The sequence below is a fragment of the Streptomyces sp. NPDC002328 genome (genome assembly GCF_042890065.1).
Classification (GTDB): Bacteria; Actinomycetota; Actinomycetes; order Streptomycetales; family Streptomycetaceae; genus Streptomyces.
In genome coordinates this window covers 336,258-361,509 of sequence record NZ_JBIARQ010000005.1, presented here as the reverse complement: position 1 = coordinate 361,509, position 25,252 = coordinate 336,258, and the positions used below count along the sequence as shown (strand labels likewise).

The following is a 25,252-nucleotide window of genomic DNA, read 5'->3' as shown; positions in this document are numbered from 1 at the left end:
CTCACTGTGCCCGCTCATACCGCCGGTTCCTCCTCCGTGCTCGCCAGGATCTCCGCGATGTGCACCGGACGCATGCCCGTCCGGAGCCGGGCCATCGTGCCGCCGATGTGCATGAGACACGAGTTGTCGGCCGCGCACAGCACCTCGGCGCCCGTGGACGCGGCGTTGCGCACCTTGTCCGCGCCCATCGCCGCCGAGACGTCGGAGTTCTTCAGCGCGAACGTGCCGCCGAACCCGCAGCACTCGTCCGCCCCCGGCAGCTCCGCCAGCTCCAGCCCCTTCACGGCCCGCAGCAGCCGCAGGGGCCGCTCCCCGAGCCCCAGGCCGCGCAGCCCGTGGCAGGTCGGGTGATAGGTCACCGTGTGCGGGTAGTACGCCCCGACGTCCGTCACCCCGAGCACGTCCACCAGGAACTCGGTCAGCTCGTACGTCTTCGGCACCACCGGCGCGAGCGTCGTCGCGAGACCGTCCCCGCGCCCCTCCGCCCGAGCCCGCTCGCCCATCCGCGGATACAGCTCCCGCACCATCGCCCCGCACGACCCGGACGGCGTCACGATCGCCTCGTACTCCCTGAAGACATCGGAGAAATGCCGGGCGAGCGGTTCGGCCTCATGACGGTAGCCGGTGTTGTAGTGCGCCTGGCCGCAGCAGGTCTGCGCCATCGGGAAGTCGACCTCGACACCCAGTCTGGTCAGCAGTTTCACCACGGCACGGCCGGTGTCCGGATACAGCGTGTCGTTGACACAGGTCAGGAACAGTGCGACACGCATCGCGGCTCCTCGGGGTCTGTCATCGGATGAGTGCAGCGTAGTAGGGCAGGAACTTCAGGAGGACCCCCGCTCACCGCGCGTCGAGCCGGGCCTGCGCCTCCCGCCAGCGCCCGGCGTCGCCCTGCGGCTCGTACCGGGTCAGGGGCTGGGTGCGGGCGACCAGCCGCCGCATGGCGTCGCGGTCGCCCACCAAGCCGTGCGCCCGCGCCTGGACGAGCACGTTGCCGAGCGCGGCGGCCTCCGTCGGACCGGCCACCACGGGCAGCCCGCAGGCGTCGGCGGTGAGCCGGCACAGCAGCGCGTTGCGGGTGCCGCCGCCCACGATGTGCACGACGTCGACGGGGTGGCCGGCCAGCCGCTGGGCGTCCTCGACCGCCCGCCGATGGGCCAGCGCGAGCGAGTCCAGGATGCACCGCGTGATCTCGGCCGGCGTCTGCGGCACCGGCTGCCCCGACGCCCGGCACGCCTCGGCGATCCGCTCCGGCATCCGCCCCGGCGCGAGGAACGCCGCGTCGCCCGCGTCGATCACCGACCGCAGTGCGGGCACGCCCGCCGCCTCCCGCAGCAGCACGCCCAGATCCGGGTCGCCCCAGGCCCGCACGCACTCCTGGAGCAGCCACAGGCCCATGATGTTGCGCAGATAGCGGACCGTGCCGTCCAGCCCCAGCTCGTTGGTGAAGTTGGCGGCGCGGCTCTCCTCGGTCAGCACGGGCGCGTCCAGCTCCAGACCCGCCAGCGACCAGGTGCCGGTGCAGATGTAGGCGAACCGCTCGCCCGTCGCCGGCACCGCGGCCACCGCGGACGCGGTGTCGTGCGAGCCGACGGCCGTCACCGGCACGGGCCCCGTCAGCCCCGTCTCCTCCAGCACCCCGGGTCGGAGCAGCCCGGCCGGGTCGCCGGGCTGCCGCAGCGGCGCGAACAACTCCAGGTCGATACCCAGCCGTTCCGCGATGCCGTACGACCACCCGCGCGTCCGGGGGTCGATCAGCTGGGTGGTGGAGGCGTTGGTCAGCTCGGTGCCCTGCTCCCCGGTCAGCCAGTACGCCAGCAGATCCGGGACCAGCAACAGCCGCTCGGCGTAAGCCAGTTGACGGGTTCCCCGCGCCGCCGCCAGCTGGTAGAGCGTGTTGAACGGCGCGTACTGCAAGCCCGTCGCCGCGTACAGCTCCGCCGCCGGGACGGTGGCCCACACCTTCTCCGCGACGCCCTCCGTGCGGGCGTCGCGGTAGTGCACCGGGTTGCCGAGCAGCGCCCCGTCGGCGTCCAGCAGACCGTAGTCCACGGCCCAGCTGTCGATGCCGACCGAGTCCAGTCGCCCGCCGCAGCGCACGCCCGCCGCCCGCAGCCCGTCCAGGACGCCCGCGTACAGCGACAGCACGTCCCAGCGCAGCCCCTCGGGCAACCGCACCGGACGGTTCGCGAACCGGTGCGCCTCGGTCAGCTCCAGCGAGTCGGGGCTCACCCGGCCGACCATCACCCGCCCGCTGGACGCGCCGAGGTCGACCGCGGCGTACGACTTCACGGATGTGCTCATCGCAGGAAGGCGGCCGCGACGCCGGCGTCGACCGGAATGTGCAGCCCGGTGGTGTGGGTCAACTCGCCCCCGGTGAGCGCGAACACCGCGCCCGCGACATGCTCCGGCAGCACCTCCCGCTTGAGGATGGTCCGTTGCGCGTAGAACTCGCCCAACTTCTCTTCCTCCACCCCGTACACGGCCGCCCGCTTCGCGCCCCAGCCGCCGGCGAAGATGCCCGAACCGCGCACCACCCCGTCCGGGTTGACCCCGTTGACACGGATCCCGTGCTCACCCAACTCGGCGGCGAGCAGCCGCACTTGATGCGCCTGGTCGGCCTTGGTGGCCGAGTAGGCGATGTTGTTGGGGCCGGCGAACACCGCGTTCTTCGAGGCGATGTAGACGATGTCCCCGCCCAGTTCCTGCGCGATCATCACCCGCGCCGCCTCCCGCGACACGAGGAACGAGCCGCGGGCCATGATGTCGTGCTGGAGGTCCCAGTCCTTCGCCGAGGTCTCCAGCAGCGGCTTGGAGATGGAGATGCCCGCGTTGTTGACGACGAGGTCGACCCCGCCGAACGCCAGCACCGCGGCCCGGAACGACTCGGCGATCTGCTCCTCGGAGGTCACGTCCACGGCCACGGCGACGGCCTTGTCCGCCCCGCCCAGCTCCTCGGCGACCGCCGCCGCGTTCTCGGCGTTCAGATCGGCGACGACGACGCACGCCCCCTCGGCCACCAGCCGGTGCGCGATCGCCTTGCCGATCCCGCTGCCCGCGCCGGTCACCAGCGCCACCCGCGTGGCCAGCGCCTTCGGCTTCGGCATCCGCTGGAGCTTGGCCTCTTCCAGCGCCCAGTACTCGATGCGGAACTTCTCCGACTCCTCGATCGGCGCGTACGCCGAGACCGCCTCAGCGCCCCGCATCACGTTGATCGCGTTGACGTAGAACTCGCCCGCGACCCGCGCGGTCTGCTTGTCCTTGCCGAAGGAGAACATGCCCACGCCCGGCACGAGCACGATCGCCGGATCCGCGCCGCGCATCGCGGGCGAGCCGGGCTCTGCGTGCCGCTCGTAGTAGGCGGCGTACTCCTTTCGGTACTCGGCGTGCAGTTCCTTCAGCCGCGCGACGGCCTCCTCCACCGGCACGCCCGGCGGCAGGTCGAGGACGAGCGGGCGGACCTTCGTCCGCAGGAAGTGATCGGGGCACGAGGTGCCCAGCGCGGCGAGCCGGGGGTGCTCGGCCCGCGCCACGAAGTCGAGGACGACCTCGGAGTCGTCGAAGTGCCCGACCTGCGGCCGATCCCGCGAGGCGATCGCCCGGACGTACGGCGCGAGCGCGGCGGCCCGCTCCCGGCGCGCGGCCTCGGGCAGCGCCTCGTACCCCGCCAGGACCGGCCCGAACGGCTCGGCCTTGCCGCGTTCGGCGAGGAAGGCCTCCGCCGTGCGGATGATGTGCAGCGAGTTGCGCTCGCACTCCTCGGCCGTGGCGCCCCACGCGGTGATGCCGTGCCCGCCCAGCACCACGCCGATCGCCCGCGGGTTGGCCTCCTTGATGGCGGCGATGTCCAGCCCCAGCTGGAAGCCGGGCCTGCGCCACGGCACCCAGGCGACCGCGTCCCCGAAGCACTCGGCGGTCAGCTTCTCCCCGTCGGCGGCACAGGCGAGCGCGATCCCCGAGTCCGGGTGCAGATGGTCCACATGGGCGGCGTCGACGAGCCCGTGCATGGCGGTGTCGATCGACGGCGCGGCCCCGCCCTTCCCGTGCAGGCAGTAGTCGAACGCGGCGACCATCTCGTCCTCGCGCTCGACACCGGGATACACGCCGACGAGCGCCCGCAGCCGATCCAGCCGCAACACGGCGAGCCCCGCCTCGGTGAGCGTCCCGAGATCCCCGCCGGACCCCTTCACCCACATCAGCTCGACGTCACCGCCGGTCACGGGATCGGTGTCGGTTCCCTTGGCGGAGGCGTTCCCGCCGGCGTAGTTGGTGTTACGGGGATCGGCGCCGAGCCGACGGGAACGAGCGAGCAGGGCAGCGGCTTCGGAATGGGTGGTCATTGACATGCGGTCCTTACTTGAGAAGGGGGGTTTCCTTAGGGGCGCGGGGAACTGCGCGACCAGCCACAACCGACCCGCACCCCGCGACGAAACAGAACCAGGCAGACGCTCACGCCCCCCAACCGGCCTGCTCCCCACCCACCCGCTCAGCAACAACCCTCTCGGCCCACCCCGACCGGCGGTACGCAGCAAGCGGCGCGGGGTCCAACCCCATCTCCTCCCGCACCTCCGCGAGCAGCCCCCGCACATCCGTGTCGTACGCGTCCATCAACACGGAGTTGGCCTCCAGCACATCCCCGGACGCCTGCGCGGCAGCCAACGCCGCCCGGTCGACCAGCAGCGCCTTCGCCGTGGCCTCCTGCACGTTCATCACGGAACGGATGATCGCCGGGATCTTCGCCTCGATGTTGTGGCACTGGTCCAGCATGAACGCCACGTTCGTCTCCGCCTCGAACCCCCCGTTGCGGGACACCTCGTACATGATCCGGAACAGCTGGAACGGGTCGGCGGCGCCGACCATGAGGTCGTCGTCGGCGTAGAACCGCGAGTTGAAGTCGAAGCCGCCGAGCTTGCCCTCCCGCAGCAGCGTGGCGACGATGAACTCGATGTTGGTGCCCGGCGCGTGGTGCCCGGTGTCGACCACGACCTGCGCCTTCGGGCCCAGCTTCAGGCAGTGCGCGTACGCCGTGCCCCAGTCCGGGACGTCCGTCGTGTAGAAGGACGGCTCGAAGAACTTGTACTCCAGCAGCATCCGCTGACCGTCGCCGAGCCGCGCGTACACCTCGGCGAGCGCCTCCGCCAGCCGGTCCTGCCGCGCCCGGATGTCGTCCTGGCCGGGATAGTTCGTGCCGTCCGCGAACCACAGCTTCAGATCGGCGGAGCCGGTCGCGTCCATGATGTCGACGCACTCCAGCAGATGGTCGACGGCCTTGCGCCGCACGGAGGCGTCCGGATGGCAGACGCTGCCCAGCTTGTAGTCGTCGTCCTGGAAGGTGTTGGAGTTGATCGTGCCGAGCCGCACCCCCCGGTCCTCGGCGTGCTTCGCGAGCGCGGAGTAGTCCTCCACCTTGTCCCAGGGGATGTGCAGGGCCACCGTCGGCGCCACGCCCGTGAACTCGTGCACCTTCGCCGCGTCGTCCAGCTTCTCCTGCGGCGTGCGCGGGACGCCCTGCTGGGCGAACACCTTGAAGCGGGTCCCCGAGTTCCCGTACGCCCATGACGGCGTCTCGACGGCCTGGGTCTTCAGCGCGGCTTTCACCGCGGCGAGGTCGGTCACTTCGGGCTCCCGTGACATCGGTTGCGGAAAGGGCATCCTGAACGGCTTCACGGAGAGGCTTCCGCGGAAGCGTCTGGATGAAACGATTCAGAACGGGAAGCTATGAGGCCGCCGGGGGAGTGTCAACCCCTCTGCCCAGGCCCGCTTTCCGTGACCGTCGCGTGACCTTCGGGTATCGAAAGATTTTCGAGACGGACCCATTGACGTGACATGCCCGCCCTGCCTAACGTCCCGGCCATCCGATTGAAACCTTTCACGACGTCGTGACGGCCCCCGGCGGGAGCGGATCACGAACGCCGTCGAGGAGCCATCCATGACCCACCCGTCCGACGCGGGACCGCCCCCGGTGCTGGCGCTCAGGGACGTCGCCAAGTCCTTCGGCGCCGTGCGCGCCCTGCGGGGCGTCTCCCTGGAGCTGTTCCCCGGCGAGGTGCACGCCCTCGCCGGGGAGAACGGCGCGGGCAAGTCGACCCTCATCAAGACGCTCGCCGGGGTGCACCGACCGGACGCCGGCCGGGTGCTGCTCGACGGCGAGCCCGTGGTCTTCCACGGCCCCGGCGACGCCCGCGACGCCGGCATCGCCGTCATCTACCAGGAGCCCACGCTCTTCCCCGACCTTTCGATCGCCGAGAACATCTTCATGGGCCGCCAACCCCGGCGCGCCCTCGGCCGGATCGACCACAAGGCCACCCGCGCGGCCACCGCCGCGCTGATGACCCGGCTCGGCGTCGACCTCGACCCCGACCGGCCCGCGCGCGGTCTGTCCATCGCGGACCAGCAGATCGTCGAGATCGCCAAGGCGCTCTCCTTCGACGCCCGCGTCCTGATCATGGACGAGCCGACCGCCGCCCTCACCGGCAGCGAGGTCGCCCGGCTCTTCGGCGTCGTGCGCACCCTGCGCGAGCAGGGCGCCGCCGTCCTGTTCATCTCGCACCGGCTGGAGGAGATCTTCCAGATCTGCCGACGGGTGACGACCCTGCGCGACGGCGCGTGGATCTCCAGCGAGCCCGTCGAGGGCATGACCGAGGACGACCTGGTCCGCCGGATGGTCGGCCGCGACCTCGACGAGCTGTACCCCAAGCAGGACGTCACCCCGGGCGAGGTCGCGCTCAGCGTCCGCCGCCTCACCCGCGAGGGCGTCTTCACCGACGTCTCCTTCGAGGTGCGGCGCGGCGAGATCGTCGGCCTCGCCGGACTCGTCGGCGCCGGCCGCACCGAGGTCGCCCGCGCGGTCTTCGGCATCGACCGCTGGGACGCCGGCGAGGTGACCGTGGACGGCAGGGCGCTGGTCAACGGCGCCCCCTCCACCGCGATGGCCGCGGGCCTCGCCCTGGTCCCCGAGGACCGGCGCGCCCAGGGCCTGGTGATGAACATGTCCATCGAGCGCAACATCGGCCTGACCGGCCTGCGCACCAGTGTGAAGGCCGGCCTGATGGACCGGGGCGCCGAACGCAGCCGCTCCCTCGACTGGGCGGTCAAGCTCCAGGTGAAGTACGCCCGGATCGCCGACACCGTGAACACGCTCTCCGGCGGCAACCAGCAGAAGGTCGTCCTCGCCAAGTGGCTGGCCACCGGCCCCAAGGTGCTCATCGTCGACGAGCCCACGCGGGGCATCGACGTCGGCACCAAGGCCGAGGTGCACCGGCTGCTGAGCGAGCTGGCCGCCGACGGGGTCGCCGTCCTGATGATCTCCTCCGACCTGCCCGAGGTCCTCGGCATGGCCGACCGCGTGCTGGTGATGCACGAGGGCCGGCTCACCGCCGAGATCTCCCGCTCCGACGCCACCGAGGAAACAGTGATGGCTGCGGCCACGGGGAGGGCAGCCGCGTGACGATGACCACCCCACGAGAAGCCCCCGCCGCCGAGATCCCCAAGTCCAGCGGGACCCGGCTCGTCGACCGTGTCTTCAAGATGCGCGAACTGGCCATCCTGGTCGTCTTCCTGGCGATGATCGCCGTCACCCAGGCCGGCAACAGCGAGTTCCTCTCCGAGCAGGGCGTCAAGGACCTGCTGCTGAACGCGACCATCCTGGTCCTGGTCGCCACCGGACAGTCGCTGGTCGTGATCACGAGGAACGTCGACCTGTCCGTCGGCTCCACCCTCGGCATCACCGCCTTCGCCGCCGGCGTCCACCTCCAGGGCGGCGGCGACCCGGTCGTCGCGATCGCCCTGGCCGTGCTGCTCGGCATCGGCGTCGGACTGCTCAACGGGCTGCTGGTGAGCCTCGGCCAGGTGCCGGCCCTCGTCGTCACCCTCGGCACGATGTACATCATCCGCGGCGTCGACTCCATCTGGGTCGGCTCCCGCCAGATCACCGCCGCCGACCTGTCCGGCGGGTTCGTCGACTTCGGCTCCGGCGGCGTCTCGGCGGTCCCGTACCTGGCGCTGATCGCCGTCGCCGTCCTCGTCGCCACCGCCTACTACCTCAAGCACTTCGGCAGCGGACGCGAGTTGTACGCCCTCGGCTCCAACCCGGAGGCCGCCCGCCTCGCCGGCATCCCCGTCCGCAAGCGGATCCTCCTCGCCTACACCTTCTGCGGCGCGCTGGCCGGACTCGCGGGCGCCATGTACCTGGCCCGCTTCGGCAACGTCGACTCCAGCACCGGCAACGGCTACGAACTCACCGTCGTCAGCGCGGTCGTCGTCGGCGGCGTGGTCTTCACCGGGGGCTCCGGCAGCGTCTACGGGGCCGCGCTCGGCGCGCTGCTGCTGACCTCCGTCAACAGCGTGCTGCCCGCCCTCGGGGTCAGCTCCGTCTGGGTGCTCGCCATCAACGGCATCCTGCTCATCCTCGCCATCGCCGTGGACCGCGTGGTCGCGCTGCGGGTGGCGTCGGCCCTGAAGAAGAGGAACGCCCGCCATGCCTGAGTCCGGATCCCTGGTGAGCCGTGCGAGCCGCTGGTCCGCCTCACTGAGGTGGGACGGGGCCGTCGGCGCCCTCCTCGTCGTCCTGCTGCTGTTCTCCTTCTCCACCGTGGACGGCTTCGGCAACGCCCTCAACCTGTCCTTCCTGATCGGCAACACGCTCCCGATCGCGCTGATCGCCCTGCCGATGACGCTGCTGGTGGTCTCCGGCGAGATCGACCTTTCGGTCGCCTCCACGGCCGGGCTGTCCGGCGCGGTGATGGGCGCCCTGTGGAACCAGGGCATGACCATCGAGGCGATCATCCCGATCTGCCTGCTGCTGGGCGTCGTCTGCGGCCTGGTCAACGGCCTGCTGGTGACCCGCCTCGGGCTGCCGTCCCTCGCCGTCACCATCGGCACCCTCGCCGCCTACCGGGGCATCGCGCAGATCGTCCTCGGCTCCGACGCCGTGACCGACTTCCCCTCCCAGTACCTGGACTTCGCGGCCGGACGCGTCGGGGACAGCTTCCTCCCGCAGGCCTTCCTGCCCTTCGTCGTGCTGCTCGCCATCGCCGTCGTGGTCCTGCACGCCACCCCGTTCGGCCGGTCGCTGTTCGCGATCGGCGCCAGCGAGGAGGCCGCCCGGTTCGCGGGCATCCGCGTCCGGCGGCACAAGCTGATCCTGTTCACGGTGACCGGCCTGATGGCCTCCCTCACCGGGATCTTCTGGGCCCTGCACTACGCCAGCGCCCGCTACGACAACGCCACCGGGCTCGAACTCTCCGTCATCGCCGCCGTGTTGCTCGGCGGCATCGACTTCGACGGCGGCAAGGGCACCCTGGGCGGGGCCGTCGCCGGCGTCTTCCTGCTGGGGGCGCTCCAGAACGTGATGAGCCTCCAGGACGTCTCCGCGCAGTCGCAGATCGTCGTCACCGGCGTCCTGCTCGTCGTCTCCGTGCTCGGCCCCCGGGTCGCGCGCCAGATCTCCGTCGCACGGGCGGGCCGTAGAGCCGCCGCCTCGACCCCGACGGGCTGAAAACCCCGCTCACCTCCGTAAAGGACCCGCCATGCGCAAGTCATCCCTCCGTCGTGCCTGTGCGGCCCTCGCCGCCGTCTCCTCCCTCGCCCTCACCGCCACCGCCTGCGGTGGCACCACCAAGGAGGACGTGAAGAACGAGAGCGGCGGTTCGGCCGCCGCCGCCGGCAAGGCCGACCCGAACGCGGCCACCAAGAAGGGCCTGACCGTCGGCTTCCTGCCCAAGCAGGTCAACAACCCGTACTTCACCTCCGCCGACAAGGGCGGCGAGGCGGCCCTGAAGGAGCTGGGCTCCAGCTACAAGGAGGTCGGCCCGTCCAGCGCGACGGACACCTCCGGGCAGGTGTCGTACGTCAACACGCTCACCCAGCAGCAGGTCGACGCGATGGCCGTGTCCGCGCAGGACCCGGGCGCCCTGTGCACCGCGCTCAAGCAGGCCATGAGCAACGACATCAAGGTCGTCACCTACGACTCCGACACCAACCCCGAGTGCCGCAACGCGTTCGTCTCGCAGGCCTCCGCCGAGGACCTCGGCCGCACCGAGGTGCAGCTGCTCGCCGAACAGATCGGCTACAAGGGCGAGATCGCGATCCTGTCGGCCGCGCAGACCGCGACGAACCAGAACGTCTGGATCGACTTCATGAAGAAGGAGCTGGAGGAGCCGAAGTACAAGGACGTCAAGCTGGTCAAGGTCGCCTACGGCAACGACGACGCCCAGCAGTCGTTCCAGCAGACCCAGGGCCTGCTCCAGGAGTACCCGAACCTGAAGGGGATCATCTCCCCGACCACCGTCGGCATCAAGGCCGCCGCCCAGTACCTGTCGGGCTCCAAGTACAAGGGCAAGGTCAAGCTGACCGGCCTCGGCACCCCCAACGACATGCGCAAGTACGTCAAGAACGGCACCGTCGACGCGTTCGAGCTGTGGGACCCGTCGAAGCTCGGCGCGCTGGCCGCGCAGACGGCCGTGGCGCTGGTCTCCGGCCAGATCACCGGCAAGGAGGGCGAGACGTTCAAGGCGGGCGGCACCACGTACACCATCGGCAAGGACGGCGTGATCAGCCTCGGCAAGCCGACCGTGTTCGACGCGAAGAACATCGACCAGTTCAACTTCTAGGAAGGCAGCGGTACTTCATGCAGCGCGTCTGTTTCCTGCTCAAGGTCCGTCAGGACAAGATCGCCGAGTACCGCGAACGTCACGCCGCCGTGTGGCCCGAGATGCTCGAGGCGCTCTCGGCCACCGGCTGGCAGAACTACTCGCTCTTCCTGCGTGAGGACGGCCTGCTGGTCGGTTACTTGGAGACCGAGGACTTCCCGGCGGCGCTGGCCGGTATGGAGGCCGCCGAGGTCAACGCCCGCTGGCAGGCCGAGATGGCCCCCTTCTTCGAGTCCCTCGACGGCTCCCGCCCGGACGAGGCCATGAAACCGCTGACCGAAGTGTTCCACCTCGCCTGACAACCTCGCCTGAAACCTCGCCTGAAACCTCGCCTGACAACGGAGTCCCGAGATGAACAGACGTACGCTGCTGGGCGCCGCCCTCGCCGGCGCGGTGGCCGCGCCCGCCCTAGCGTCCGGCACCGCACGCGCCGCCGACCCCGGCCCCTCCGTCACCCGCACCGGCACCACCACCCTCGACGGCCAGGCGATCTTCTTCGTGTCGTACGACGGCCTGGTCAACAACAACTCCTTCCAGAAGAACGGCCTGTTGACCTACAAGGGCCACCAGTACGCCGTCTGGTACACCGCCGACCGCAATGCCGTCGTCGGCCGCCGCGCGCTCGGCGCGAGCACCTGGTCCACCGTGAAGGTCGGCCACACGCTGCGCTACAACGACTCCCACAACGTCATCTCCATGGGCGTCTCCAAGGTCGACGGCCGGCTCCACCTCAACATGGACTCCCACAGCGACGGCTTCACCTACGTCAAGTCGGCCGCCGGGCTGATGGACGACCCGGCCGGCCTCAGCTGGACCGCGAGCCGCTTCGGCGCACCGCAGTCCACCCTCGACGGGCTCGCCCTCACCTCCCAGTTCACCTACCCGCAGTTCGTCTCCGCCCCCGACGGGAAACTCCAGCTCAGCTATCGCGTCGCCGTCTCCGGCAACGGCCGCAACGCGCTCGCCGAGTACGACGGCGCGAAGTGGACCAACCTCGGCGAGTGGTCCGGCTCCACCGGCACGTACACCAGCGAGCACGGCTCCAGCACGGCCCGCAACATGTACCTGCACGGCATCGACTACGACGTCAACGGCCGGTTGCACTCCTTCTTCACCTGGCGCGAGCAGAACGGCGCCGTCATGTGCTCCGGCGGCGGCATCACCAACCACGACACCGGCTACGTCTACTCCGACGACCGCGGCCGCACCTGGCGCAACAACGCCGGCACCGTCGTCGGCGTCACCGGCGGCTCCGACAAGGTGTCCGTCACCGACGCCGGCCTGGTCGTGGACCCGCTGAACCCGGACCACTCCCTGATGAACCAGGAGAGCCAGTCCACCGACTCCGCCGGCCGCCCGCACGCGATCATCTCCTACGTCCCCGGCCGCTTCGGCCAGTGCACGACGAACTACGTCGCCGACCGCACCGCCAACGGACGCGCCTTCCACGTCCGCAAGAACGCCTCCGGCGCCTGGCAGAAGACCGAGATCCCCGTCCCGCTCGGCTCCAGCCAGCGCACCAAGCTGGTCCTGGACAAGTACGACAACGCCTACGCCGTCTTCCCCTTCGGCCGGATCGCCGGCGCGTCCAAGACCTCCGGGTACACCGACTGGAAGCTGCTCTTCGACGGCAGCGGCCTGAACGCCTTCGGCGAGGTCGTCGTCGACGAGACGCGCGTCGCCCAGGACGGCGTGCTGTCCGTCATGTACCAGGAGAAGTCGAGCGGGACGACCCCCTCGGCGCTCCACGTGGCCGACTTCCGGCTGCCCGCCTGACCGGTCCGGCGCGCGGCGGGAGGACGGTACTGTGAAGGCCCCCCGCCGCATCCGCTCGCTTTCGTTCCCCTGGAGGTCCCCGCCTGATGGCCCAGTCGGTGGGTATCAAGGACGTCGCCCGTGCCGCCGGAGTCTCCGTCGGCACGGTCTCCAACGTCATCAACCGCCCGGACACCGTCGCCACGGAGACCCGGGCCCGGGTGCTGTCCGCGATCGACCGGCTCGGCTATGTGCGCAGCGAGTCCGCCCGCCAGCTCCGCGCCGGCCGCAGCCGGATCATGGGGCTGCTCGTCCTCGACATGGGCAACCCCTTCTTCGTGGACGTCGCCCGCGGCGCCGAGCGGGCCGCCCGGCGGGCCGGGCTCGGCGTGATGGTCTGCAACAGCGCCGAGAGCGTCGGCGAGGAGGCCGAGTACCTCTCCCTCTTCGCCGAGCAGCGGGTACGGGGCGTGCTGCTCACCCCCGCCGACGCCACCGGCCGCAACATCGACTCCTTCCGCCGGCACGGCATCCCGTTCGTGCTGGTCGACCGGGTCTCCGAGGGCACCGCCGAGTGCTCGGTCTCCGTCGACGACGTCGCCGGCGGCGCCCTCGCCGTACGGCACCTCGTCGACGCCGGACACCGCTCCATCGCGTACGTCAGCGGCCCGCCCGGGTTCAACCAGGTGCGCGACCGCCGTACCGGCGCGCTCGCCGCCCTCGCCGAGGCCGGCCTCGGCCCGGAGTGCCTGCGCGAGCTGCCCACCGAGCGGCTCGACGTCGCCGCCGGCCGGGACGCCGGCGCCCGGCTGCTCGGCCTCGCCGACCGGCCGACCGCCGTGTTCTGCGCCAACGACCTGCTCGCTCTGGGCGTCCTCCAGGCCATGTACGCGGCCGGCGTCACCGTCCCCGACGACCTGGCGATCGTCGGCTACGACGACATCGAGTTCGCCGCGGCCGCCGCCGTGCCGCTCACCTCGGTGCGCCAGCCCGCCGTCACCATGGGGGCCCTGGCCGCCGAGATGCTGCTGGAGGAGACCGAGGAGGACGGCGGCCGGCACGAACACCGCCGGGTGGTGCTCCAGCCGGAACTGGTGGTGCGCCGCTCCAGCCTCTCCGCCCGCTGACCGGCCCTTTCGCCCAGGCCGCCTCTCCGCCCGCTGACCGGCCCTTTCGCCCAGGCCGCCGCCCGGCCCGCTGACCCGCCGTTCAGTGGGGACTTTCCGGCCGTTCAGCAGCAGTTCATGATCCCCAGGGCTTCGGCTGCGCCCCGGCATGTGCTGAACTGGGACGCGGCCCGCACACCGAGCGTCCCTGGAGCCCCAGTTGTCCCGTCGCTACCGCCAGCCCGGCGTCGTCCTCACCGACCGTCGCTTCACCGTGCCCCTCGACCACGCAGCCCCGGACGGGGAGACGATCGAGCTGTACGCCCGCGAGGTCGTCGCGAGCGACAAGGAGCACCAGGACCTGCCCTGGCTGCTGTACCTCCAGGGCGGCCCCGGCTTCGGCGCCAACCGGTTCGTCGGCAAGCCGGGCTGGCTCGGCCGCGCCCTGAAGGAGTTCCGCGTCCTCCTCCTCGACCAGCGCGGCACCGGCCACTCCACCCCCGCCAACCGCCAGACGCTCCCGCTGCGCGGCGGCCCCGCCGAACAGGCCGACTACCTCACCCGCTTCCGCGCCGACTCGATCGTCCGGGACTGCGAGCTGATCCGCCGCGAGGTCACCGGCGGGGCCCCCTGGACCGTCCTCGGCCAGAGCTACGGCGGCTTCTGCACCGTCACCTATCTCTCCTTCGCCCCCGAGGGCCTCGCCGCCGCCGTGATCACCGGCGGGCTGCCCTCGCTGGACGCCCACGCCGACGACGTCTACCGCGCCGCCTACCCGCGCATGGAACGCAAGGCCGCCGCGCACTACGCCCGCTACCCGCAGGACGTCGAACGCGCCCGCCGTATCGCCGACCACCTCCTCACCCACGAGGTGACCCTCCCGGGCGGCCACCGGCTGACCGTCGAGGCCTTCCAGAGCCTCGGCATCCTCCTCGGCGGCGGCGAGGGCAGCCACCGGCTGCACCACCTCCTGGAGGACGCCTTCGTCCCCACCCCGCGGGGCCCGGAGCTGTCCGACGCCTTCCAGGAGGAGATCCGGGGCCTGCTGTCGTACGCGAGCCACCCCCTCTACGCCCTCGTCCACGAGTCGATCTACGGCCAGGACAGCCGGCCCACCGCCTGGTCGGCGGAGCGGGTGCGCGGCGAGTTCCCCCGGTTCGACGCGGCGAAGGCGCTCGCCGGCGACGGCCCGCTGCCGCTGACCGGCGAGACCGTCCACCCCTGGATGTTCGACGACGACCCCGCGCTGCGCCCGCTGCGCGAGACCGCCGAACTCCTGGCCGCCCGCACCGACTGGACGCCCCTGTACGACCCGGCCCGCCTCGCCGCCAACGAGGTCCCGGTCGCCGCCGCGATCTACCACGACGACCTCTACGTCGACACCGCGCACTCCCTGCGGACGGCCCGCGCGATCCGCGGCCTGCGCACCTGGGTCACCGACGAGTTCGAACACGACGGCGTCCGCGCCGGCGGCCCCCGCGTCCTGGACCGACTGCTGGCCCTGACCCGCGACGAGGTCTGAGGCGCGAACCCGGCGCGGGCCATAGTCTGCGGACATGACCGAGCCGACGAAGAACGGGCTCAAGCCCATGCCCGAGGACTGGCGGCGTGCCCTCGCCGTCGTCGCGCATCCGGACGACCTGGAGTACGGGTGCTCCGCGGCGATCGCCGCCTGGACCGACGCCGGCCGTGAGGTCGCCTATCTGCTGGCGACCCGCGGCGAGGCGGGCATCGACACGATCCCGCCCGAGGAGTGCGGCCCGCTGCGCGAACGGGAGCAGCGGGCGAGCGCCGCCGTCGTCGGCGTCACCTCCGTCGAGTTCCTCGACCACCGGGACGGCGTCGTCGAGTACGGCACCGCGCTGCGCCGCGACATCGCCGCCGCGATCCGCCGGCACCGCCCCGAACTGGTCATCACCCTGAACCACCGGGACACCTGGGGCGGGATCGCCTGGAACACCCCGGACCACGTGGCCGTCGGCCGCGCCACCCTGGACGCGGCCGGGGACGCCGGGAACCGCTGGATCTTCCCCGAGCTCACCGAGCGGGGCCTCGCGCCCTGGAACGGCGTCCGCTGGGTCGCCGTCGCCGGATCCGCGTCCCCCACCCACGCCGTCGACGCGACCCCGGGCCTGGAGCGGGCCGTGGCCTCGCTGCTCGAACACCGCGCCTACATCGAGGCGTTGACCGACGACGAGCCGGAGGCCTACGCGCGGAGCTTCCTGACGGAGGTGGCGCACTCCGTCGGCGAACGCTTCGACGGCCGGCCGGCGGTGGCGTTCGAACTGTTCCCCAGATAGCCGGCGCACACCGGCGCGTACGCGGGTGTGCGCCGGTCGGCGCAGGTCAGTAGGGTGGACCGAATGCGAGAACAGACGGTGGACCGGGACGACCTGCGCGGCGACTGCGAGAACTGCTTCGGACTGTGCTGCGTGGCCCTGCCGTTCGCCCGCTCCACGGACTTCGCGCTCGACAAGGACGCCGGGAAGCCCTGCCCCAACCTGGGCGAGGACCACCGCTGCGGCATCCACGCGCGGCTGCGGCAGAAGGGCTTCACCGGCTGCACCGTCTACGACTGCTTCGGCGCGGGGCAGAAGGTCTCCCAGGTCACCTTCGGCGGCCGGGACTGGCGCGCCGGCGGCCGTGAGCAGGTCCGCCGTATGACCGAGGCGTTCCCGGTGGTGCGCCAACTCCACGAGCTGTTGTGGTACTTGACCGAGGCGCTCGCCCACCCGGCCGCCCGCCCGGTCCACGCCGAGCTGCGCCGGATCCTGGCGAGGACCGAGGAGCTCACCCGGCGGTCGCCCGAGGAACTGGCCGCGCTGGACGTCCCGGCGCACCGCCAGGACGTCAACGTGCTGCTGCTGAGGACCAGCGAGCTGGCGCGGGCCCGAATACCCGGGCGCGGGAAGAGGGACCGGCGGGGCGCGGACCTGATGGGCGCCCGCCTCAAGGGCGCCGATCTGCGCGGGGCGAACCTGCGCGGCGCCTTCCTGATCGCCGCCGATCTCACCGGCGCGGACCTGCGCGGCGCGGACCTCATAGGCGCCGACCTGCGTGACACCGACCTCACGGACGCCGATCTGACCGACGCGCTGTTCCTGACCCAGCCGCAGGTCAACGCGGCCCGGGGGAGCGCCGGCACCCGGCTGCCGACGTCAGTCGAGCGTCCCGGCCACTGGACCGGACGCCGCTGACCCGGACGCCGCTGACCCGGGCGCCGCTGACCCGGGCGCCGCTGACCCGGGCGCCGCTGACCCGGGCGGCGTTGACCCGGCGGGCCCGGGAGCGCGCCGTCGTTCCAGGCCCAGCCGCAGCCCGTCCGGCATCAGCGTCAGCCGCTCGGTGACCCGCAGCCGGTAGGCCGGGTCGGGGCGCAGTTCGTAGCGGCGCAGCAGCAGACCCAGCACGAGCGTGGCCTCGTGCAGCGCGAACTGCCGTCCGATGCAGGCCCGTGCCCCCGTGCCGAACGGCTTGTAGGTGTGCGGGGCACGCGCGCGTACCGCGCCGGCGTCGAAGCGGTCCGGGTCGAACCGTTCTGCGTCCTCGCCCCAGACCTCGGGGTCGCGGTGCAGCATCGGCGTCAGCACCAGCGCCCAGCCGCCCCGCCGCATCGGATGATCGCCGGCCAGCACGGTGTCCTCGCGGGCCTCCCGCGCGAACGCGGGCGCGGTCGGCCACAGCCGCAGCGACTCGTCCAACACCCGCCGTACGTAACGGAGTTTGGCGACCTGTTCGTAGCCGGGTTGCGCGGCGTCTCCCCAGACCCGGTCCACCTCGGCGCGGGCGCGGGCGGCGACGTCGGGGTGGCGGGCGAGGTAGTGCAGGGCGAAGGAGAGCGCGCCGGAGGTGGTCTCATGGCCGGCGACGAGGAAGGTGATGACCTGGCGTCGCACGTTCAGCGCCGAGAGGTGTTCGCCGGTCTCCGGGTGGGCGGTCTCCAGCATCCGGTCGAGCAGGTCGCCCTTCCCCGGGCCGGTCTCGCGGCGGGCCTTCACCAGGTCGTCGACCGTGCGGTTGAGGTAGGCGATGTCGGCGTCGTTGCGGCGGGTGGCCCGTCTCAACAGCCGTGGCGAGGGAACGGTGTTGAGCCGCTGGGCGTAGCCGAGCGTGCCCACCATCGCCGTCACGAAGGGGTGCGGCCGGGACCGTTCGAAGGAGCCGAAGTCGTGCCCGAAGCCGGTGCGGGCGATCGTCTCCAGGGTCAGCTTGGTCATGTCGCCGGGCACGTCCACCGGCCGCCCCGCGTCGAGCACGCGGTCCCAGTGCCCGGTGAGCCGCTCCGCCACGTCCAGCATCATCGGGTGGTAGGCCGCCATCGCCTCCCGGCTGAACCCCGGGGCGAGCACGTCGTGCGCCAACTGCCAGTTGGGCTCGTGGTTGTACGCCGTGAACAGCGCGTCGCCCGCCACCGGCCGCAGGTTGGCGATGCCCAGCCCGACGTGCTTGGCGAACCGTGTCTCGTCCGCCATGTCGGCGGCGTAGCGCGCGCCCCACACGAACACGAACTCCCGGCCGAAGGCCCGGCGTCGGAACACGGGGCCGAGCCGGCGGGCGTGCCGCAGCGAGTCCTGGAGGGGCGTGCGCAGGCTCGCGCCGACCACGTCGCCGACCAGCGGGAGCCGGTACGGCGGATGCGGGATGCGGTCCAGCTCGGGCCACCCCAGCTCGGCGCCCCGGAACCCCTTCGGCGGCCCGCCCCCGGCCGCCGCCGCGGCCCCTCCCGTCACCCCTGCTGTCGTCTCCGCCATGACGCGATCCCCCTTGATCCAGCGGCAGGTCGAGCGTGTTGTGCGCGCGTGCGGAACCCGAGTGTTGTACGTGGGTTCAATAGCGCGCCCAGTGTCGTCCCGCCGTTGAACCGGCGTCAAGTAAAGTGCGGCCATGGCCGCGAACCCGGGGCGGCGCGTACGGCGTCGCCTCAGCACCGAGGAGCGCAGGGAACAGCTCCTGTCGGTCGGCGCGCGCCTGTTCTCGGAGGATCCCTACGACGAGGTGCGGATCGAACAGGTCGCCGAGATCGCCGAGGTCTCGCGGGGGCTGCTCTACCACTACTTCCCGACCAAGCGGGACTTCTTCGCGGCGGTCGTCGAGCGGGAGAGCGAGCGCATGCTGCGGCTGACGGCCGCGGTGCCCGGCGTCCCCGTCCGTGAGCAGCTCGCCGCGGGCCTGGACGCCTACCTGGAGTACGTCCACGCCCATGCCCACGGCTATCGCGCCTTCCACCGCGCCGACGCGGCCGGCGACCAGGCCGTGCGGCGCGTCTACCGGCGGGCCCTGGCCGCGCAGGAGGAGCAGATCCTGACGGCCCTCGCCGCCGACCCCGAGTTCGGCCCGCTCTTCGGGCAGCGAGCGGACGTCCGGCTGGCGGTGCGGGGCTGGCTGGCGTTCATCACGGCGGTGTGCCTGGAGTGGCTGCGGGGGGAGCGTGAAGCGCCCTCGCGCGAGCAGGTGCGCGAGCTGTGCGCGCGGGCGCTGCTGGGGGTCATCGCGGGCTGACCGGGCCGTCCGCGCGCCCAGACGTCTCACAGGTTGGCCCGCCCTGGTTGGCGTACACCGGGTTCTTCGGTAGGTTAGGCAAGGCTTACCTAAGGAGGTTCTGGGATGGGTGACAGCCACAGCTGGGCCGCCATGCCCGCCGCGGCCGAGCGGGCCCGGTCCGTGCTCGCCGCCTCGTGGTCCTGCGCGGTGACCGCGGACGGCGGACGTGAGGAGTTCGTCGGCGCGCACACCGTCGGCGAGGACGGGCGGGTGTTCCTGCGCGTGCCGGAGGACAGCGCCCTCCTCACGGCGGCGATCTGCGCGCCCCGCGGCGAGCCGTCCGCCGTGCTGGAGTTCGCGGACGTCGCCCCCGTCCCCCTTCGCAACCGTATCCGGTCCCGGCTCTGGCTGGCCGGCTGGTTCGCCCCCGAGGACGACGGGCTCGCCTTCCACGCCACCCGCGTCGTGCTGAAACAGCCCTCCGGGGCGGTCGTCGTCGACCTCGACGAGTTCACCGCCGCCGCGCCCGACCCGCTCGCCACGGCCGAGTCCCACCTGCTCACGCATCTCGCGGACGCCCACCCGGACGCCGTGGAGCGGCTCACCCGGCTCGTCCGGCGCGAGAGCCTGCACGGCGCGGTCCGCGTCCAGCCGCTCGCCGTCGACCGGCACGGACTGACGCTGCGCATCGAGCGGGCCCGCGCCCACGGCGACGTACGACTGCCCTTCCACAGCCCCGCCGACGACGTCGGCCAGCTCACCGAGCGCCTGCACGTCCTGCTCACCCAGGCCGCGGCCGCCGCCTGCCCGCGCGCCCTACAGCGGCAGCGCACAGACGGCGACGGGTGACGCGTACGGCTCGCCCGCGCGCCGCAGCCCGCCGTCGGCGGCGTCCACGCGGAACACGCCGACGGACCCGGAGCGCTGGTTCGCGGCGAACAGCAGGCGGCCGTCCGGGGAGAGCGCGATCTGCCGGGGGAATTCCCCGGCCGCCGGCACCGTGCCGAGCAGCCGCAGCCGGGCCCCGTCCGACTCGACCGCGTACCGGGCGATCGTGTCGTCGCCCCGGTTGGCGAGGTACGCGTACGCGCCGTCCGGCGTGACCGCGAACTGCGCCGGGTAGTTGACGTCCGCCTTCGCGCCCGTCGACTGCGGCCCGCCGATCGTCAGCCGGCCGGAGGACGGGTCGTAGGCGCAGACCGCGACCGTGTCGTCCACCTCGTTGGCGAGGTAGGCGTACCGGCCGCCCGGGTGGAACGTGAGATGGCGCGGACCGGCGCCCGGCCGGGTGTGCGCCCGCGCGACCTCGGTGAGCGTGCCCGACCCGGCGTCCAGACGGTAGGTGTACACGGTGTCGGTGCCGAGGTCGACGGCGAGGACGTGACCGCCGTCCGGCGCGGTGACGAACTGGTGGGCGTGCGGGCCCTCCTGACCGGGACCGGGCGCCGGCCGGCGGTGCACGACCAGGTCCGTGCGCTCGCCCAGCGCGCCCGAGGCGTCGATGGGGTGCACGGCGACGCTGCCCGAGCCGTAGTCGGCGCTCAGCAGCCAGCGCCCGCCGGGGTGCACGGACAGCTGGCACGTGTGCGCCCCGCCCGTCGCCCTGCTGCCCAGCACCGTGCGGTCCGACAGCCGTACGGCGGTCACCGCGCCGCGCTCCCGCTCGTTCACCGCGTACAGCGTGCGACCGTCCGGGTGCACCGCGAGGTACGACGGGTCCGGGACGCCGGTGATCGTGCCCGCGCCGGTGATCCGGCCCGACGCCGGGTCGTAGGCGGCGACGCCGATGCCCTTGCCGCCTCCGTCGGCGGAGGTGTAGGCGCCGATGTAGAGCGGACGGGGACCGGCGGGCGTCGCCGAGCCGTCGGTGGAGGCGCCGGTGGAGGCGCCAGGGGAGGCTTCGGGCGCGTTGGAGGCCTGTCCGGGGGCGGACGTCGGGCCGCCGCCGGTTCCCTGCCCGGCCGCGGGCGTCTCGTCCGCACCGCCGCACCCGGTCAGCGCCGGGGCCGCCGCAGTCGCCGCGGCCCCGCCGAGCACCCCGACGAACCGACGCCGACTCCAGCCGTCCGCCGCTTCCGTCCTCGTGCCCATGTCGCACCCCAGCTCGTCGTCCCACACGATCGTGACGCCCACCCTGACGCGAACGAACACCCGAACGCAAAACCGAGGACGGGCGTGCCGGGCCCCGCGTACGCGGCGTGATCCCAACGACGGGCCTAGGCGTCCGCCCGGTTCCGCCGCAGGCGGTCCGGTATGCGCAGCCGGTTGTGGAGCCGCTCCTGGATCCGGTACAGCCACGGCATGCGCCCGCGCTGCTCGCGGGTGGCGCGGTCCAGTTCCTCCAGGAGGCGGCGGGAGCGGTGCTCGGTGTCGAGCTCGTCGATGATCCGGTTGACCTCGGTCAGCACCGCGCCGTGCAGCTGCCACTGGCGGGCGTCCTGCTGGAGCTGCTCCAGCAGCAGCTGGGCCAGCTTGTCGCGGGTGGCCGCGGCCTGCCGCAGCTCCGCCGTCAGACGGGCTTCGGCGGCGTCCGCGTTCAGCGAGACCTGGGTGGTGACCAGCACCGCGAAGCTGACCACGGCGTCCGCGATCTCCGACAGCAGGCGTTCCAGCGTCGCGCCGGTCTCGGCCGGGAACAGCGGATCGGGCTCCGCCGCCGTCGCGGTGAGGGCGTCGGCGCCGAACGGGTCGGGCTCGCGTTCCTTGGCCAGGTCGGTGAGGGTGCGGGCGAGCACCCGCAGCACGACCGTGCAGATCTCCAGCGTGTCCAGACCGGTGCGCAGCACCACCCGGTGCAGGACGCCCTCCCGCACCCGGGGGTTCAGCCGCAGACTGTCCTCGGCCTGCCGCAGGGCCGCGTCCACCTCGACGATGTCGTGGTCGAGGCGGCGCGCCTCGTGCAGCCGGGCGGCGGCCTGCTCGGCGGGGGTGCGGCCGGCGGCCTCCTCGCCGACGCGCAGCATCAGCTGCCGGACGCGGCGGGCGAGTCCCTCGATCGACTCGCCGGCCTCCTCCACCCACACCGGGGGCGGCAGCAGCAGGTTGATCGCGAGCCCGACGACGGCGCCGATCAGCGTCTCCAGGACCCGCGCCCACGCCGTGTTGCCGATGGTGGTCACGCCCAGCACCAGCATGGCGCTGATCGCCACCTCCTGGACGTACTCCTCCACCCGCACCAGGTGCCCGACGGCCAGCGCCGCCACGATCACCAGCGCGAGGCTCCACCAGGTCAGCCCCACGAGCAGGCTGAACGCGATGGCGACCAGCACGCCCGCCACCACCGCGTTGACCCGGCGCACCCCGTTGGTGAGCGTCGCGAACAGGGTGACCTGGACGACGAGGAGCGCCGTCAGCGGCGCGGTGAGGGGGGCCGCCTCCGGACTGAGCCGGAGCGCGATGACGTAGGCGATCGTGGCGGCTGCGGCGGACCGCAGGGCCCGGACGACCACGGGGTCGCGATGGCGCTTGACGAACCGTACGAGCGGCGCGGTGCGCTCACGTACTTCTTCCATCCTCTGGCCAGTTCCCGTTCCTCAGCGACCTCGAACGTCTCACCGGCAAGGGGTCAGACGTCGAGCTTGTCGAGGAAGGCGGACAGGTTCGCCTCGGTGCGGGCGATCTGCTCCTCCAGCGTCAGGCTCTCCTCGAAACGACGCCCCGCGTCCAGGGCCTTCTTGCCCCGCAGGTAAAGGGAACAGGCCAGGTCGGTGCACATGTACAGCCCCACCGAGTTGCCCTCGCGGCCCGCCGCGCCGGCCTTGCGCGCCGTCATCAGCGAGACGCCGCCGCCGGGGTGGGTGGTCAGGCACAGCGAGCACATGCTGCGGTGCAGGAAGCCGCGCTGTGAGGCCGGGAAGCGCAGGGTCAGCCCGACGAGACGCCCTCGCCGCTCGGTGACGAGACAACTCCGGTCGGGAGCGCCGGGATCGCGCCACCCCAGGAAGTCCAGATCGCCCCACGGCCGCTCCCCGAGATCACGCGGCACGGCCAGCCGCTTGGCCTCCCCCTTGGAACAGTTGACGAACGAGTCGCGGATGTCGTGCTCGGTGAGCGGCCTCATGGGGGGAGTCTCCGTCTCCTAGGAAGGCTAGGTTTTCCAGCAGCATATGTAGGCAGGGAGCGGGACTTCCAGTGAATTTGCGTAAGGCTTCACGGAGAGCCGAGCGGCGGGACGGAAACTCGGATGCGGGTGCCCCGCGGCCACCCCTAGGCTGCGCTCACCGTTCGGTCGGGGCGCTGCGCCGGCCGTCAGGGGAGTGGAGAGGCACGGGGTATGAGCAGTCGACTGTCCGCGATCTGTTTCCACGCGACCGAGCCTTCGGGCCTGGCGCGGTTCTGGTCCGGGGTCCTGGGCTGGGAGCTGCTCGACGCTCCGGACGACGACGTGGAGCTCCTGCCCCCTGATCCCGCCGGGTTCCGCCTCCGCTTCGTGCCGGGCCAGGAGCCGAAGAGGGGCCAGAACCGGGCGCACTTCGACCTGACGAGCAGTTCCGCGGCGGAGCAGCGGCTCACGGTGGCCAGGGCGCTGGAGCTCGGCGGGAGGCACATCGACGTGGGCCAGCTCCCCGAAGAGGGGCATGTGGTGCTCGCCGATCCGGACGGCAACGAGTTCTGTGTGATCGAGGCGGGCAACACGTTCCTCGCCGACACCGGTTTCATCGGGGCGCTGGCCTGCGACGGCACACAGGCGGTCGGCTACTTCTGGAGCGAGGCGCTGCGCTGGCCGCTCGTCTGGGACCAGGACGAGGAGACCGCGATCCAGTCGCCGCACGGCGGCACGAAGATCACGTGGGGTGGTCCTCCGGTGGCGCCGAAGACGGGCGTGAACCGGCTGTACTTCGAGCTGGCGCTCCCCGCCGACGCCGACGCCGACCTGGAGACGGAGATCGACCGCTTGGTCTCGCTCGGCGCGAAGCGCACCGACACCGGCGAGGGGGACGGGACCCGGGTGCCGATGCTCGACCCCGACGGCAACGAGTTCTCCGTGCGCAGGCCCGGGTAGCGGGGCGTGATCTACAGATCCTCCGTCATCTCCGTGGCCGGCGTCACCGGCGTCGGCGGCCACACCCCCGGCGCCAGCACGCCCAGCGCGTAGGCGCGGGCCACCAGCTCCGTGCGGTTCGCCGCGTTCCAGCGGGTGGACAGCCGGCGCAGGTGGTAGGTCACGCCGTCCGGGGTGAGGCCGGTCTCCCGGGCGGCGCGGGCGGTCGTCGCGCCGCCGGCGAGGAGGGCGAGGATACGGGCCTCGGCGGCGGTCGCCCGGGGCGCGGGGGACGGCGGCGGGGGTTCGCCGTCGCCGAGGACGCGCAGCATGACCAGCAGGGCCGGCGTCTCGTCGACGGTGTCGCTCACCGGGTCCGCCGTCAGCTCGCCGTGGCGTACCGCGCCGTCGGGGCCGGGCCAGCGCACCGCCACCTGGTAGCGCGACCGGTGCCGCAGGCGAAGGGCCTCGGCGATGCGGTCCACCTGGGTCGCCTCCTCGGGGCGGAACAGATCGAGCACGTCCCGGCCGCGCAGCCGCCCCGGGGACGTACCGCACTCCGCCGCCATCGCCGGATTGGCGAGCAGGACGGCCCCGTACACATCGCACACCGCGACCGGCACCGCGACCCGGTCGAACAGGGTCAGCGCGCGGTTGCGCCAGACGACGGCGTCCTGCCCGTCCGCACCGCTCACGCCGCCACCCTCACACCGCTCACGCCGTTCACACCGTCACCCTCACACCGTTCACGCCGTCCCTCTCAACCCCGCACCGGATGCGCCGCCTGCCAGGCCAGTCTCCGGTCCGCGTCCTCGCCGACGCCAGGCTCACCAGCAGGTCCTCGACGGCCGTCCCCGGGGTCCAGGTGGCGTGGCCGGCGGCGAAGCGGGCCAGGTCGGGGCGGACGCCGTGGGCCAGGAGCAGATCGCGGCCGGCCCGCTCGTGCAGCGCGCCGGGGCCCGACAGCTCGGCCGGGTGCACGGTCTTGCCCACGTCGTGCGTGGCCGCGCCGAACAGCACCGCCCGCCGGTCCAGGGGCAGGCCGGGGCAGCGCCGGCCGGTCCACTCGACGAGCAGCGCGGCGACGTCGTGGACGGCCCGCAGATGGGCGACGAGCCGCGGCGGCGCGGCCACGACGGCCAGCAGCTCGGCGACCTCCGCGGGCAGCGGGCGCAGCGGGGGGTCCGTCGTCTCGTCCAGGGCGATCGACAGCACGTGCGCGGCGGTGGTCATCGGGACAGCCTAGTAACCGTCGTGGCAGCGCTTTCGCAACCCCTCGG

At 72.4% G+C, this 25,252-nt stretch carries 23 protein-coding genes; 13 read left to right on the top strand and 10 right to left on the bottom strand.

The features are described 5' to 3' along the window. Positions 1-14: 14 nt before the first annotated feature. The 4 genes from ACFYX4_RS16595 to rhaI form a co-directional block, all read right to left on the bottom strand. Positions 15-770, bottom strand: a complete 756-nt coding sequence (locus tag ACFYX4_RS16595) for a (Fe-S)-binding protein (protein ID WP_389332615.1) — start codon at positions 768-770, stop codon at positions 15-17. A gap of 70 nt (positions 771-840) precedes the next feature. Further along, a complete protein-coding gene (locus ACFYX4_RS16590) occupies positions 841-2,304 on the bottom strand; it encodes a rhamnulokinase family protein (RefSeq protein WP_389332612.1) in 1,464 nt (487 codons plus the stop codon). Next, positions 2,301-4,340 carry a bifunctional aldolase/short-chain dehydrogenase gene (locus tag ACFYX4_RS16585; RefSeq protein WP_389332609.1) on the bottom strand — a complete coding sequence of 680 codons (2,040 nt, stop codon included), beginning with the start codon at positions 4,338-4,340 and terminating at the stop codon, positions 2,301-2,303. Before ACFYX4_RS16585 ends, ACFYX4_RS16590 begins: the two co-directional genes overlap by 4 nt. Positions 4,341-4,449: 109 nt before the next feature. Then, complete coding sequence (gene rhaI / locus ACFYX4_RS16580; protein ID WP_389332606.1) at positions 4,450-5,616, bottom strand: L-rhamnose isomerase; 1,167 nt, start codon at positions 5,614-5,616, stop codon at positions 4,450-4,452. Between the two features lie 313 nt (positions 5,617-5,929). On the opposite strand from rhaI, the gene ACFYX4_RS16575 reads away from it, so the two are divergent. The 10 genes from ACFYX4_RS16575 to ACFYX4_RS16530 all read left to right on the top strand — a co-directional run bounded on the left by ACFYX4_RS16575 (position 5,930) and on the right by ACFYX4_RS16530 (position 16,707). Continuing rightward, entirely contained in the window at positions 5,930-7,447 is a 1,518-nt protein-coding gene (locus ACFYX4_RS16575; RefSeq protein ID WP_389332603.1) for a sugar ABC transporter ATP-binding protein, read from the top strand. After that, the gene (locus tag ACFYX4_RS16570) at positions 7,444-8,484 is read left to right on the top strand and encodes an ABC transporter permease (RefSeq protein ID WP_389332600.1); all 1,041 of its coding nucleotides are present in this window, start codon (positions 7,444-7,446) and stop codon (positions 8,482-8,484) included. Before ACFYX4_RS16575 ends, ACFYX4_RS16570 begins: the two co-directional genes overlap by 4 nt. Further along, positions 8,477-9,496 (top strand): ABC transporter permease, encoded by a 1,020-nt coding sequence (locus tag ACFYX4_RS16565; protein WP_389332597.1) that lies wholly within the window; start codon positions 8,477-8,479, stop codon positions 9,494-9,496. Before ACFYX4_RS16570 ends, ACFYX4_RS16565 begins: the two co-directional genes overlap by 8 nt. 31 nt (positions 9,497-9,527) lie before the next feature. After that, on the top strand, positions 9,528-10,610 hold the full coding sequence (gene rhaS, locus ACFYX4_RS16560) for a rhamnose ABC transporter substrate-binding protein (RefSeq protein ID WP_389332594.1): 1,083 nt from the start codon (positions 9,528-9,530) through the stop codon (positions 10,608-10,610). Positions 10,611-10,627: 17 nt separating this feature from the next. Beyond that, complete coding sequence (locus tag ACFYX4_RS16555) at positions 10,628-10,948, top strand: L-rhamnose mutarotase (protein ID WP_389332591.1); 321 nt, start codon at positions 10,628-10,630, stop codon at positions 10,946-10,948. A 52-nt stretch (positions 10,949-11,000) separates the two neighbouring features. Next, positions 11,001-12,425: a BNR repeat-containing protein gene (locus ACFYX4_RS16550; protein ID WP_389332588.1), complete on the top strand. Its 1,425-nt coding sequence runs from the start codon at positions 11,001-11,003 to the stop codon at positions 12,423-12,425. An 86-nt stretch (positions 12,426-12,511) separates the two neighbouring features. Next, positions 12,512-13,531 (top strand): LacI family DNA-binding transcriptional regulator, encoded by a 1,020-nt coding sequence (locus ACFYX4_RS16545; RefSeq protein ID WP_389332585.1) that lies wholly within the window; start codon positions 12,512-12,514, stop codon positions 13,529-13,531. A 199-nt stretch (positions 13,532-13,730) separates the two neighbouring features. Continuing rightward, on the top strand, positions 13,731-15,032 hold the full coding sequence (locus ACFYX4_RS16540; RefSeq protein WP_389332582.1) for an alpha/beta fold hydrolase: 1,302 nt from the start codon (positions 13,731-13,733) through the stop codon (positions 15,030-15,032). 34 nt (positions 15,033-15,066) lie between these two features. Then, the gene (locus tag ACFYX4_RS16535; protein ID WP_389332579.1) at positions 15,067-15,810 is read left to right on the top strand and encodes a PIG-L deacetylase family protein; all 744 of its coding nucleotides are present in this window, start codon (positions 15,067-15,069) and stop codon (positions 15,808-15,810) included. Positions 15,811-15,873: 63 nt separating this feature from the next. Continuing rightward, positions 15,874-16,707 (top strand): pentapeptide repeat-containing protein, encoded by an 834-nt coding sequence (locus ACFYX4_RS16530; RefSeq protein ID WP_389332577.1) that lies wholly within the window; start codon positions 15,874-15,876, stop codon positions 16,705-16,707. On the opposite strand, the gene ACFYX4_RS16525 is transcribed toward ACFYX4_RS16530, so the two are convergent. Then, positions 16,669-18,261 carry a cytochrome P450 gene (locus tag ACFYX4_RS16525; RefSeq protein WP_389332574.1) on the bottom strand — a complete coding sequence of 531 codons (1,593 nt, stop codon included), beginning with the start codon at positions 18,259-18,261 and terminating at the stop codon, positions 16,669-16,671. The two genes, ACFYX4_RS16530 and ACFYX4_RS16525, sit on opposite strands and share 39 nt — an antisense overlap. Before the next feature lie 133 nt (positions 18,262-18,394). On the opposite strand from ACFYX4_RS16525, the gene ACFYX4_RS16520 reads away from it, so the two are divergent. Both ACFYX4_RS16520 and ACFYX4_RS16515 read left to right on the top strand, forming a co-directional pair. Beyond that, on the top strand, positions 18,395-19,009 hold the full coding sequence (locus ACFYX4_RS16520) for a TetR/AcrR family transcriptional regulator (RefSeq protein ID WP_389332571.1): 615 nt from the start codon (positions 18,395-18,397) through the stop codon (positions 19,007-19,009). Positions 19,010-19,114: 105 nt separating this feature from the next. Next, the gene (locus tag ACFYX4_RS16515) at positions 19,115-19,840 is read left to right on the top strand and encodes a DUF2470 domain-containing protein (protein ID WP_389332568.1); all 726 of its coding nucleotides are present in this window, start codon (positions 19,115-19,117) and stop codon (positions 19,838-19,840) included. Here the strand turns inward: ACFYX4_RS16515 and ACFYX4_RS16510 are convergent. From ACFYX4_RS16510 to ACFYX4_RS16500, 3 genes are all read right to left on the bottom strand, one after another. Further along, entirely contained in the window at positions 19,808-21,082 is a 1,275-nt protein-coding gene (locus tag ACFYX4_RS16510) for a lactonase family protein (protein ID WP_389333026.1), read from the bottom strand. The genes ACFYX4_RS16515 and ACFYX4_RS16510 overlap by 33 nt on opposite strands. Before the next feature lie 125 nt (positions 21,083-21,207). Next, positions 21,208-22,503: an aromatic acid exporter family protein gene (locus ACFYX4_RS16505; protein ID WP_389332565.1), complete on the bottom strand. Its 1,296-nt coding sequence runs from the start codon at positions 22,501-22,503 to the stop codon at positions 21,208-21,210. 53 nt (positions 22,504-22,556) lie between these two features. Continuing rightward, positions 22,557-23,051, bottom strand: coding sequence for an FBP domain-containing protein (locus ACFYX4_RS16500; protein WP_389332562.1), 495 nt, complete (start codon positions 23,049-23,051; stop codon positions 22,557-22,559). A 213-nt stretch (positions 23,052-23,264) separates the two neighbouring features. Between ACFYX4_RS16500 and ACFYX4_RS16495 the strand changes: the two genes are divergently transcribed. Beyond that, the gene (locus ACFYX4_RS16495) at positions 23,265-23,993 is read left to right on the top strand and encodes a VOC family protein (protein WP_389332559.1); all 729 of its coding nucleotides are present in this window, start codon (positions 23,265-23,267) and stop codon (positions 23,991-23,993) included. A gap of 11 nt (positions 23,994-24,004) precedes the next feature. Here ACFYX4_RS16495 and ACFYX4_RS16490 read toward each other — a convergent pair whose 3' ends face one another. Together ACFYX4_RS16490 and ACFYX4_RS16485 are read right to left on the bottom strand one after the other, a co-directional pair. Further along, positions 24,005-24,667, bottom strand: a complete 663-nt coding sequence (locus tag ACFYX4_RS16490; protein WP_389332556.1) for a PAS domain S-box protein — start codon at positions 24,665-24,667, stop codon at positions 24,005-24,007. Positions 24,668-24,695: 28 nt separating this feature from the next. Further along, positions 24,696-25,205 (bottom strand): HD domain-containing protein, encoded by a 510-nt coding sequence (locus ACFYX4_RS16485; RefSeq protein WP_389332553.1) that lies wholly within the window; start codon positions 25,203-25,205, stop codon positions 24,696-24,698. Positions 25,206-25,252 lie beyond the last annotated feature (47 nt).

Excerpts from the sequence above, each read along its gene's own strand:
- ACFYX4_RS16545 (WP_389332585.1), top strand. The coding sequence starts at position 12,512 with ATGGCCCAGTCGGTGGGTATCAAGGACGTCGCCCGTGCCGCCGGAGTC.
- ACFYX4_RS16515 (WP_389332568.1), top strand. The coding sequence starts at position 19,115 with ATGGGTGACAGCCACAGCTGGGCCGCCATGCCCGCCGCGGCCGAGCGG.
- ACFYX4_RS16510 (WP_389333026.1), bottom strand. The coding sequence starts at position 21,082 with ATGGGCACGAGGACGGAAGCGGCGGACGGCTGGAGTCGGCGTCGGTTC.
- ACFYX4_RS16525 (WP_389332574.1), bottom strand. The coding sequence starts at position 18,261 with ATGGCGGAGACGACAGCAGGGGTGACGGGAGGGGCCGCGGCGGCGGCC.
- ACFYX4_RS16485 (WP_389332553.1), bottom strand. The coding sequence starts at position 25,205 with ATGACCACCGCCGCGCACGTGCTGTCGATCGCCCTGGACGAGACGACG.
- ACFYX4_RS16565 (WP_389332597.1), top strand. The coding sequence starts at position 8,477 with ATGCCTGAGTCCGGATCCCTGGTGAGCCGTGCGAGCCGCTGGTCCGCC.
- ACFYX4_RS16535 (WP_389332579.1), top strand. The coding sequence starts at position 15,067 with ATGACCGAGCCGACGAAGAACGGGCTCAAGCCCATGCCCGAGGACTGG.
- ACFYX4_RS16550 (WP_389332588.1), top strand. The coding sequence starts at position 11,001 with ATGAACAGACGTACGCTGCTGGGCGCCGCCCTCGCCGGCGCGGTGGCC.
- ACFYX4_RS16585 (WP_389332609.1), bottom strand. The coding sequence starts at position 4,340 with ATGACCACCCATTCCGAAGCCGCTGCCCTGCTCGCTCGTTCCCGTCGG.
- ACFYX4_RS16530 (WP_389332577.1), top strand. The coding sequence starts at position 15,874 with ATGCGAGAACAGACGGTGGACCGGGACGACCTGCGCGGCGACTGCGAG.
- ACFYX4_RS16590 (WP_389332612.1), bottom strand. The coding sequence starts at position 2,304 with ATGAGCACATCCGTGAAGTCGTACGCCGCGGTCGACCTCGGCGCGTCC.
- ACFYX4_RS16575 (WP_389332603.1), top strand. The coding sequence starts at position 5,930 with ATGACCCACCCGTCCGACGCGGGACCGCCCCCGGTGCTGGCGCTCAGG.
- ACFYX4_RS16520 (WP_389332571.1), top strand. The coding sequence starts at position 18,395 with ATGGCCGCGAACCCGGGGCGGCGCGTACGGCGTCGCCTCAGCACCGAG.
- ACFYX4_RS16555 (WP_389332591.1), top strand. The coding sequence starts at position 10,628 with ATGCAGCGCGTCTGTTTCCTGCTCAAGGTCCGTCAGGACAAGATCGCC.
- rhaS (WP_389332594.1), top strand. The coding sequence starts at position 9,528 with ATGCGCAAGTCATCCCTCCGTCGTGCCTGTGCGGCCCTCGCCGCCGTC.
- ACFYX4_RS16505 (WP_389332565.1), bottom strand. The coding sequence starts at position 22,503 with ATGGAAGAAGTACGTGAGCGCACCGCGCCGCTCGTACGGTTCGTCAAG.
- ACFYX4_RS16495 (WP_389332559.1), top strand. The coding sequence starts at position 23,265 with ATGAGCAGTCGACTGTCCGCGATCTGTTTCCACGCGACCGAGCCTTCG.
- ACFYX4_RS16500 (WP_389332562.1), bottom strand. The coding sequence starts at position 23,051 with ATGAGGCCGCTCACCGAGCACGACATCCGCGACTCGTTCGTCAACTGT.
- ACFYX4_RS16595 (WP_389332615.1), bottom strand. The coding sequence starts at position 770 with ATGCGTGTCGCACTGTTCCTGACCTGTGTCAACGACACGCTGTATCCG.